Below are 9,757 nucleotides of genomic sequence, written 5' to 3'. Positions count from 1 at the left end.
GTCGTTGACACCGTTCTGACGGTCCCGACCCACCACAACGACATGGTCGGCCGCGAGAACAACCTGAGTCGCGGCCGGACGGTCGATGACGCGACCCGGGTTGTTCTCGCGCGCGGGGGCGGACCGGGGGACGCTGGGTCGATGGAACTTCGGTTCAGCGGCGAGATCATCTACTGGCGTGGGCCGTCGCCCTATCACTACGTGCCCGTGCCCGAGGCCGAGAGTGCGGCGATCAAGGCGGTGTCCGCGCAGGTCAGCTACGGGTGGGGCGTGATCCCCGTGCTTGCGCGCATCGACGACACCGAGTGGGAGACGTCCCTGTTCCCGAAGGACGGCCGCTACCTGGTGCCGGTCAAGGACATGGTGCGCAAGGCCGAGCTGCTCGACGTCGGCGACACCGTCGCGGTGCGGCTGATCCTGGGTGGCCCCCGCTGAGGCGTCCCGCGCGGATATCGTCGGGCGCATGCCGACGACCAGCTTCCCCACCGACGCCGCTGCCTGGCCGGACTTCCTGGCCACCACGGTCGACGCCCGTCTCGACGACGCCCGCGCCCTCGTCGCGCGCCTGAAGGACGGCTCGCCGCGCACCTCGAGCGAGGTGCTCGACCTGTGGAACGACTCCGACATCGCGATCGGCACGGCGTCGTCCGCGGCCCACCTGCTGTCCGAGGTGCACCCGGACGCCGACCTGCGCGCGGCCGCGGAGGAGCGGGCGCAGGCGGCCGAGGACCTCGTCACCGAGCGCGGGCTGGACCACGAGCTGTGGCGGGTGCTCGCCGCGACCGACCCGGACGGGCTCGAGCCGGGCGCCGTGCGGGTCCGGGACCGGGTGCTGCGCGACTTCCGCCGCGCCGGCGTGGACCGCTCGCCGGAGGACCGGGACCGGCTGCGCGCGCTCGCGCAGCGGTGCACCGAGCTCGGCCTGGAGTTCTCCCGGAACATCCGCGACGGCGTCCGCAGCATCCGGGTGCGGCCCGAGCAGCTGGACGGGCTGCCCGAGGACTTCCGCGCGGAGCACCCGGCCGACGAGGACGGACTGGTCACGCTCACCACCGAGTACCCCGACCTGCTCCCGGTCCGCACGTACGCGACCGACCCGTCCGTCCGGCTCGCGCTGACCACCGAGCACCAGCGCATCGGCTGGCCCGCCAACGAGCAGGTGCTCGCAGAGCTGCTCCAGCTGCGCGCGGAGCGGGCGACCCTGCTGGGCTACCCCGACTGGCCCACGTACGACGCCGAGGTCAAGATGATCGGCTCCGGCAGCGCCATCGCGGACCTGGTCGAGCGCCTCGACGGACTCACCGCCGAGCACGCCGCGCACGACGTGGACGTCATGCTCGCGCGGTACCGCCAGGACGTGCCCGGTGCCACGGCGGTCACCGCGGCGGACAACCTGTACTACGACCAGATCATCAAGAACGAGCAGTACGACGTCGACTCCCGCGAGGTCCGGGAGTACTTCCGCTACGAGGCCGTGAAGCCGGGCGTGCTGGACGTGGTCTCGCGGCTGTTCGGGATCGCGCTCGAGCGGGTGGACGCGCCGACGTGGCACGAGGACGTCGAGGTGTACGACGTCACGGACGACGGTCGCGCGATCGGCCGGGTGTACCTCGACATGCACCCCCGGGCCGGCAAGTTCAACCACGCCGCCCAGTTCCCGCTGGTGCCGGGCATCGCGGGGCGGTCCCTGCCCGAGGGCACGCTGGTGTGCAACTTCCCGACCGGCCTGATGGAGCACGACGACGTCCTGACCTTCTTCCACGAGCTGGGCCACCTGGTGCACGAGGTGCTCGGCGGCAACCAGCCGTGGGCCATGTTCTCCGGTGTGGCTACCGAGTGGGACTTCGTCGAAGCGCCCAGCCAGCTGCTCGAGGAGTGGGGCTGGGACGCGGGCGTGCTGGGCTCCTTCGCGACGAACGCCGCCGGAGAGCCGATCCCCGCCGCGCTGGTCGAGCGGATGCGCCGCGCGGACGCGTTCGGCCGCGGCGCGTGGACCCGTCGCCAGCTCAACTACACGGCCCTGTCCTACGGCCTGCACGCTGACCCCCCGGCCGACCTGGCCACCTACACGGCCGACGTCGACGCACGGTTCGGCCCCTACACGCCGATCCCCGAGACCCACCAGTACGCCGGGTTCGGGCACCTCGACGGGTACGGGTCGGCCTACTACACGTACCTCTGGAGCCTGGTCATCGCCAAGGACCTGCGCACCGCGTTCATCGACGGGCTGATGGATCCGGTGGTCGGCCGGCGGTACCGCGACGCGATCCTCGCGCCCGGGGGATCGGCCGACGCCGCCGAGCTGGTCGAGCGGTTCCTGGGCCGGCCGTCGTCGTTCGAGGCGTTCGAGGCGTGGCTGTCCGAGGGGACGGTCCGACCGTGACCCGCACCGTCCAGCTCCGCCGGTACAACCTCAAGCCGCACCTGGTCGACGAGTTCCTCGTCTGGTGGCCGACCCGGCTGGTTCCCGCCCGGGACGCCTTCGGGTTCACGGTCGAGTCGGCCTACCTGAACCGGGACACCGCGGAGTTCACGTGGGCGGTCAGCGCCGAGGGCGACCAGGACGAGTTCCGCCGRCTCGAGCAGGTGTGGATGACCTCGCCCGAGCGGACGGCCGTGTTCGAGGGGATCGACGGCTGGAACGAGTCCACCGTCATCGCGTTCGTCGAGCGGTTCGTCTGAGGGTCACTGCGCGAAGGCCGCCGCCCAGAAGTCAGAGAAGACGGGTGTCGGCTGCGGGGACGTCCACGCGTCGGTGGTGAGCAGGATCGCGACGGTGTCGGTGACGGGATCGGTCCACCACGTCGACCCCATGCCGCCGTCCCAGCCGTAGCTGCCGGCGTGCCGACCGTCGGGGAGGTCGGCGAGGAGCACACCGATGCCGAGCCCCCAGCCCTCGCGGCCGTCGGCGTCGTGCGCGCCGCCCCGCGCGGCCAGCATGTCCGCCCGCGGAGCCGCCCGCAGGCTCGTCGCGAACGCGTGCAGGTCCGCCACCGTGGAGACCAGACCGGACGCGGCGTCCGGGAAGGCCGGCGGCCGCGCCCACTGCCCGTCCACCTCGTCGTACACGTCGGTCCCCAGCCACTGCCGGCCGAACCGGCCCAGGCGGTCGGGCGGGACGTGGAAGCCGGTGTCCACCATGCCGAGCGGGTCGAGGAGCCGCTCGGCGAGGAGCTCCGGCAGCGGCCGACCCGCCGCGCGCGCCACCAGGACGCCGAGCACCTGGGCGCCCGTGTTGTACAGCCAGCGGGCGCCCGGCTGCGCCGCGAGCGGGACGCTCCCCACGATCTGCATCCACTCGTCGGGGGCCGGTGACTGCTGCGGTGCGGGCGGACCGACCGGCAGCCCGCCCTCCGCCAGGGCGCCGAGGACCGTGCCGGGGAACGGTCCGGCGAAGTCCATGCCGAGTCCGAGCCGGAACTCGAGCACGTCCCGCACGGTGATCGGCCGGTCGGCGCGGACGGTGTCGTCGATCGGGCCGGCGGGATCGCGCAGCACCCGACGGTCGGCCAGCTCAGGGAGCAGCCCGTCCACCTGGTCGTCCAGCCGGAGCAGCCCGTCGTCGACCAGCTGCATCGCGAGCGCCGCGACCACGGGCTTGGTCACCGACGAGATGCGGAAGATCGTGTCCGTCGCGCTGATGCCCGCCGCCCCGGTGCTCACGTCCCCAGCCCGGTCCACGAGCCAGGCGGCGCCGTGCACCTCACCGGAGTCGACCCGGCCCTCGACCGCCGTCCTCACGTCCATCTGCCCACTGTGCCCCGAGGGTCCGACACGCCCTCGCGACCGGCGTGACTGGGCCGATCGGATGACTGCGGTCGCTCGTGGAGGGTTCACACGGGTGACAGGCCCGGGCTGACCCCATCTTGGGCAGGATCGCCGTCCACAGGACTACTGCAGGGGGGCATCGTGAGAGTGCGACGGACGCTGGCGTCGGCGGTGACGGCTCTGGCCCTTGTGGCCACCGCGGCCGGGTGCATCGACCACCCGCCGGACGCCGCAGAGCTGACGAACGAGAGCGGCCAGCCCGTGGTGGTGACGTTCGAGGGGTCCGACGAGGTCGTCGAGCTCCCCGCCCGGGAGGGTCGGAGCCTGCCCGGCGACGACTGCGTGGGGACCGGCATCGTCGTGTCCGCGCAGGACGGCACGGTGCTCGCCTCGTTCGACGGCGGCGCCTGCACCACCACGATCCTGACCGTGCACGACGATGGCGAGGTCACCGTGCACGACCGCGGTGAGGAAGTCGATCGGCCGACCCGCGACGAGTGACCGACCGGAGCGCTAGTTTCGGCTCGTGCCGCGCCGCGACGACCACTCGGTGTCACGCCGGCTGCGACTGACCCTCGGGATCGTGGCCGTGCTGATCGGCGCGCTGCTCGCGGTGCGGCCCTTCGCGTCGCTCGCGGTCCTGGTGGTTGTGGTCGTGGTCGGGCTGGTGGTGCTGGGCGTCGACGAGCTGGCGGACGGCGACAAGTGGTCGGTGGTGCGCGGCTCGGTCTCCCTGGGTGCCGCGCTCGCGGTGGTGGTGTGGCCGGGCGTGACGATCCGCGTGCTGGCCCTGGTGGTCGCCGCGGCGCTGATCGTCGACGGCGTGCTCGACCTCGCCCGGTCCCGCGGGCTGCACGGGACGGCCCGCGGCAACGCGGTGGTCGGGGGTGCCACGGCGATCGTGCTCGGTCTGCTGGCGCTCGCGTGGCCGGACGTGACCGTGCTGGTGGTCGCCGTCGTGTTCGCGGTGCGGCTGGTGATCGTCGGCGTGCGCGAGATCGTCGCCGGTGTCCGCGGGCAGGACGCCGACCTCGGCCGGCTGTGGCCGCGCCGGGCGGCTCCCCGCGGTGGCTGGTGGCGGCTGACCGGCTCGGTGCTCGGTGCGCTGGTGGCGCTCGTCCTGGTGCTGACCAGCGTGGTCGTGCAGCGCGGCGTGCCCCGGCCGGACGCGTTCTACGACCCTCCCGACGACGTCCCGTCCGCCCCCGGACAGCTGCTCCGCAGCGAGCCGTTCACCAGCGACGAGATCCCCGCGGACGCCAGGGCGTGGCGGATCCTCTACACGACCACCCGCGGCGAGGGGCGTCCCGCCGTCGCCAGCGGGTTGGTCGTCGCGCCGGAGTCGTCGGCCCCCAGCCCGGTGGTCGCGTGGGCGCACGGCACGACCGGTGTGGCGAGCGGGTGCGCCCCCACGGTGCTGACCGACGGGCTGAGCGCCGGCGCGATGTTCGTGCAGGACGAGGTCCTCGCGCAGGGCTGGGCCATGGTCGCCGCCGACTACACCGGTCTGGGCACCGAGGGGCCGCACCCCTACCTCATCGGGCAGGGCGAGGGGCGCTCGGTGCTCGACGCGGTCCGGGCGGCACACCAGCTCTCCGACGCCGACCTGGCCGACGAGACCGTCGTGTGGGGTCACTCGCAGGGCGGCCACGCGGCCCTGTGGACGGGGATGCTTGCGCCGACCTACGCGCCCGAGCTGCAGATCGACGGGGTCGCCGCCCTGGCGCCCGCGAGCAACCTGCCGGCGCTGGTGGACGTCGTGGAGAACGTGACCGCCGGGGAGCTGTTCGCGTCCTACGTGGTGGAGGGCTACACCGCCGAGTACCCCGACGTGACCTTCGACGACCTGGTCCGGCCGGGGGCGCGGATCATCACGCGCGAGATGGCCCAGCGGTGCCTCGCCGAGCCCGGCGTCCTCGTCTCCGTGCTCACCTCGGTGGCACTGGACCGTCCGATCTGGTCCGGCGACCCCAGCAGCGGGGTGTTCCTGGACCGCCTGGTCCAGAACGTGCCGTCGGGGCGCATCGCGGCGCCGCTGCTCGTGGCTCAGGGGGCCGACGACGCCCTGGTCACGCCGGCCGCCCAGGGCGCCTACGTCGAGGACCGGTGCGCCGCCGGCTACGCGGTCGACTACCGCACCTACGCCGGTCGGGGTCACGTGCCGCTGGTCGAGGCGGACTCCCCGCTCATCGGCGAGCTGATCGCCTGGACGGCCGACCGCTTCGCCGGCGAGCCGGCCGTCGACACGTGCCCCTGAGTCAGTCGAAGAGCTCGCCCAGGAAGCCGCCCGGCTTCTTCTTCTTCTTGTAGTAGTCGTCGCGGTCACCGCGGTACCGGTCGTCCTCGGGGTACCTGCTGGGTGTGGGGGCGGCCTGGCGTGAGCCGTAGAACGCGGCCTCGGCGTCGGTGAGCCTCTCGAGCTCCCCGCGGTCCAGGAAGATCCCCCGGCAGCCGGTGCACTGGTCGATGGTCACGCCGTTGCGCTCGTACGCGCGCATGTCGGATCCGCACTTGGGGCAGACGAGCGGGGTCATGGGGTCTCCGTCCGGATGGGGGCTGTCCAGGGGTGAACGACCGAGGCGGCCGGACGGTTTCCTGTGCCTCGGCCGAAGGGAGGACGACGCCGCGGCCCATCGGCCGATGACCGGCACGCTCGAGGTGGCCAGGCTCGGACCACGACGATCCGCACCTGACGAAGGGGGCCCCGTGCCCAGACACGAGTGGCGCATCCCGGCCGGGCTGATCCTGCTGAGCATCGTCCCGGTGCTGGCCGGATCGATCCGGCTGGCAGAGCTCGCCGGCAACCCGGAGGTCACGCCGGACAACGCGCGGTACCTGGCGCTGCCGATGCCCGTGGTCGTGCACATCGTCGCCGCGAGCGTGTTCTGCCTGCTCGGTGCGTTCCAGTTCCACCCCGGCCTGCGGCGCCGGCGTCCGCGGTGGCACCGGCTGGCCGGTCGCGTGGTCGCCCCCGCCGGGATCGTGGCGGCGCTCGCGGGCGTGTGGATGGCGGTGTTCGCGGAGCTGCCCGCCGGTGACGGTCCCCTGCTCGAGGTGTTCCGCGTGGTGTTCGGCTCCGCGATGGTCGCGTTCCTCGTGCTCGGCGTGCTGGCCATCCGGCGCCGGGACGTCGTCACGCACAGCGCGTGGATGACCCGCGGCTACGCGATCGGCCAGGGCGCCGGCACGCAGGCCGTGCTCTTCATCCCCTGGACCCTCGCCGGGTCGGTCGGCGAGACGAGCCGCGCCCTGATCATGGGCGCGGCCTGGGTGCTCAACCTCGCGGTGGCGGAGTGGATCATCCGGCGCCGGCGTCGTGCGGGCGTCAGCTCCGCGGCGGCGCACCCGGCAGCGGCGGGACGGCCGGTGCCGCTGGGCGTTCCGCGGTACCGAGCGGCACCGTGAACGGTCGCACGTCACCGGTGCGCACCGCGCTCGGTCCGGCCCGGACCCGGCTGACCCTGCTGAACCCGGGGGACGGCGCGGCGAGCCCCTGATCGCGTTATCGTCGCCGGGGCCACGACGACGAGGGAGGTGGCCGGTGACCGACTGGGGACCGCTGCCGTACCACCGCGACGTCGCGGCGCTGCTCGAGCGCGAGAACCCGGTGGCGTTCGGCTCGCTGCGACCGCGGGTCTCGGCGCCCTCCGGCGAGCTGGACCAGCTGCTGCTCCGGCAGACCTACCGGGTGGAACCGGTCGGCCACCCGGAGGTGCACGCGGCCGTCCAGCGCGCCGCGGACGCGCTCGGCGTGACGGTGCCGATCGAGATCTACGTCGACGAGGGCGGCCAGGGCAGCAACGCCGAGCTGGTGTACGTGCCGGACCGGGCGGTGCTGGTGCTCACCGGCGGCACGCTCAACCTCCTCGACTCCGACGAGCTGTGCGCGGTCGCAGGGCACGAGCTCGCCCACCACCTGCTCTGGACCGCGGACGACGGCCGGTACCTGGCGGCGGCCCGCCTGCTGGACGCCGCGGAGTCTGATGCGCGGACGCCCTCGGAGTACCTGGAGACCGCCCGCCGGTTCCGGCTCGCCACGGAGCTGTACGCGGACCGCGGCGGCATGCTGGCATGCGGGTCGCTGACCACGACGGTGAGCGGCCTGGTCAAGATCGTCACGGGGTTGGCCAAGGTCGACTCGGCGGCCTACCTGCGCCAGGCGGCCGAGGTGGACTACAGCGTCCCGAGCGCGGGCACCACCCACCCGGAGACGGTGCTGCGTGCCTGGGCCCTCCAGGAGTGGGCCGAGCGCGGACCCGGCGCGGACGCGGCCGTCGCGGCCGCCCTCGGTCCGCAGCTGGACCTCGGCGCGCTGGACGTCCTCGGGCAGGATCGCCTGGCGGAGGTCACACGGTCGCTCGTGTGGATGCTCGTCGCGGACGACGTGGTGCGCAGCGAGGAGGCGCTCGACCTGGCGCAGCGGTTCGGGGTCGTCGTCGGCGGACCGCCCGCCCTCACGGACACGCCCTCGAACCTGGCCTCCGAGACGCGGACCTACCTGGCGGCCGTGCTGGTGGACTTCGCCACGGCCGACGACGGCGGTGGGGTCGACGACCTCGGTGCGGTGCTCGCGGTCGCCCGGCGGGTGGGCCTCGGCGACGAGGTGCTGCGGCTCTTCACCGACGAGCTCGACCTCGGCGACCGGGCGCTGGCCAAGGTGACGGCGGCGGCGGGCTGATGCGCGCACTGATCGGTCGGGCCGTGGCCCGCGGTGGGCTTCCTCCCGACGACGTCCTCGGCCTGCTGCTGCCGATGTTCCGCACGGTGCAGACGCTGCACGAGACCGGCCGGGTCGCCCCGCTGCGCGGCCTGGGAGCCCTCGCGCAGGTCGACGACGAACCGGTGACCGTCGACGTCACGCAGGCGGGTCCGCCGCAGCGGAACCGCGCGGCCATCGCGGCCGCGGAGGTGTCCGCCGCGGTGGAGGTGGAGCACCGAGGGACCGTCGAGCGGGACCTCTCGGGTGCGGCCGGGGAGACTCGCACCTCCGAGGAGGGCACGGTCCGGATCGTCGCCGGCTGGCAGCGGTGGGAGCACCTGGCCGGCCACCACGACGAGCTCACCGACATCGCGAGCCTGGGCGAGCTGTTCGTCGCTCTGGTGTGCGGCCTGGACCTGGCCGACGAGGCCGACGCGGCCCTGCTGCAGCAGCGCCGGAACAACCTGTTCGCCCTCGCGCCCGCTCTGCACCCGGTGCTGGCCACGGTCGCGAGCTCGATGATCGCGCCCGACCGCCGCCGCCGCGCTCAGGACCTCGCGGACGTGATCACCCGGCTGGAGACCTACCGCGACCAGCCCGAGGACTTCGACCTCGACCGCGTGCTCGGCGCGCGCACCGACCGACGCGCCGCCGTGCTGGAGCACCTGCGCGACCGGCTGTTCGACGCGTCCCGGCGCAACCCGCTGCTGCACTTCCGGCCCACCGGGCGGACCATCAACCTCACCGAGGCGTCGGTGCCGCTGGTGCTCGACGTGCGGCACATCCGGGCGTCGCAGCTGTTCACGTGGGGCGGCCCGGCGTCCGCGCGGCTGGTGGACGGGAAGGCGGTCGACGTCGGCTCGCTCGTGCGCTGGGACGACGCGCCCTACGCCGCGGCCGCGCTGGACGCGATCATCTCGTCGGCGCGTCGCGACCGTGCCGAGTACGGCCGGGACCAGCTGCGCCTGGTCGTCGCGTTCCTGCGCTGGCACGACGTGAAGAACGACCCCGGCACGCCCATCGACTCGCCGCTCGTGCTCGCTCCGGTGACCCTGACCAAGCAGCGCGGCGTGCGCGACGCCTACCGGCTGCAGCTGACCGGCACGCAGGCCGAGGTCAACCCCGTGCTGCGGCACCAGCTGGACGAGCTGTTCGGGCTGCGGCTGCCGGAGACCATCGACCTCGCGTCCGAGGGGGCCGTCGAGGAGCTGCGGGCGAGCATCGAGAAGCAGGCGCGCGCGACGCAGCCGGCGGTCGTCGTCGGGCTCGTCGACAAGCCCCGGATCGAGC

Annotated in this window: 10 protein-coding genes; 8 read left to right on the top strand and 2 right to left on the bottom strand. The window is 73.7% G+C overall.

Annotation, left to right across the window (positions count from 1 at the left end; translation table 11 throughout):
• The 3 genes from AC1DUQ_RS10905 to AC1DUQ_RS10895 all read left to right on the top strand — a co-directional run.
• The coding region (locus tag AC1DUQ_RS10905; protein ID WP_477073783.1) for a DUF1905 domain-containing protein at positions 1–435 on the top strand (435 nt) is incomplete at its 5' end.
• A 28-nt stretch (positions 436–463) separates the two neighbouring features.
• Positions 464–2,383, top strand: coding sequence for a M3 family metallopeptidase (locus AC1DUQ_RS10900; protein WP_477059497.1), 1,920 nt, complete (start codon positions 464–466; stop codon positions 2,381–2,383).
• Complete coding sequence (locus AC1DUQ_RS10895) at positions 2,380–2,682, top strand: hypothetical protein (RefSeq protein WP_477059496.1); 303 nt, start codon at positions 2,380–2,382, stop codon at positions 2,680–2,682. Before AC1DUQ_RS10900 ends, AC1DUQ_RS10895 begins: the two co-directional genes overlap by 4 nt.
• 3 nt (positions 2,683–2,685) lie before the next feature.
• Here the strand turns inward: AC1DUQ_RS10895 and AC1DUQ_RS10890 are convergent, their stop codons facing one another.
• Positions 2,686–3,747 (bottom strand): serine hydrolase domain-containing protein, encoded by a 1,062-nt coding sequence (locus AC1DUQ_RS10890; protein WP_477059495.1) that lies wholly within the window; start codon positions 3,745–3,747, stop codon positions 2,686–2,688.
• Between the two features lie 162 nt (positions 3,748–3,909).
• Here AC1DUQ_RS10890 and AC1DUQ_RS10885 point away from each other — a divergent pair, with 162 nt between their 5' ends.
• Both AC1DUQ_RS10885 and AC1DUQ_RS10880 read left to right on the top strand, forming a co-directional pair.
• Complete coding sequence (locus tag AC1DUQ_RS10885; protein ID WP_477059494.1) at positions 3,910–4,269, top strand: hypothetical protein; 360 nt, start codon at positions 3,910–3,912, stop codon at positions 4,267–4,269.
• A 25-nt stretch (positions 4,270–4,294) separates the two neighbouring features.
• Positions 4,295–6,025: a lipase family protein gene (locus AC1DUQ_RS10880; protein WP_477059493.1), complete on the top strand. Its 1,731-nt coding sequence runs from the start codon at positions 4,295–4,297 to the stop codon at positions 6,023–6,025.
• 1 nt (position 6,026) lies between these two features.
• Here AC1DUQ_RS10880 and AC1DUQ_RS10875 read toward each other — a convergent pair whose 3' ends face one another.
• The gene (locus AC1DUQ_RS10875) at positions 6,027–6,302 is read right to left on the bottom strand and encodes a TFIIB-type zinc ribbon-containing protein (protein WP_477059492.1); all 276 of its coding nucleotides are present in this window, start codon (positions 6,300–6,302) and stop codon (positions 6,027–6,029) included.
• 172 nt (positions 6,303–6,474) lie between these two features.
• Here AC1DUQ_RS10875 and AC1DUQ_RS10870 point away from each other — a divergent pair, with 172 nt between their 5' ends.
• The 3 genes from AC1DUQ_RS10870 to AC1DUQ_RS10860 form a co-directional block, all read left to right on the top strand.
• Complete coding sequence (locus tag AC1DUQ_RS10870; protein WP_477059491.1) at positions 6,475–7,173, top strand: DUF2306 domain-containing protein; 699 nt, start codon at positions 6,475–6,477, stop codon at positions 7,171–7,173.
• Positions 7,174–7,309: 136 nt separating this feature from the next.
• Complete coding sequence (locus AC1DUQ_RS10865) at positions 7,310–8,446, top strand: M48 family metalloprotease (protein ID WP_477059490.1); 1,137 nt, start codon at positions 7,310–7,312, stop codon at positions 8,444–8,446.
• Positions 8,446–9,757: DUF4011 domain-containing protein (locus AC1DUQ_RS10860; RefSeq protein WP_477073782.1), on the top strand; the 1,312-nt coding region annotated here is incomplete at its 3' end. The genes AC1DUQ_RS10865 and AC1DUQ_RS10860, both read left to right, overlap by 1 nt.

The sequence above is a fragment of the Cellulomonas sp. P4_B5_2 genome, assembly GCF_056402235.1.
This window is presented reverse-complemented; position numbering and strand designations above follow the sequence as displayed.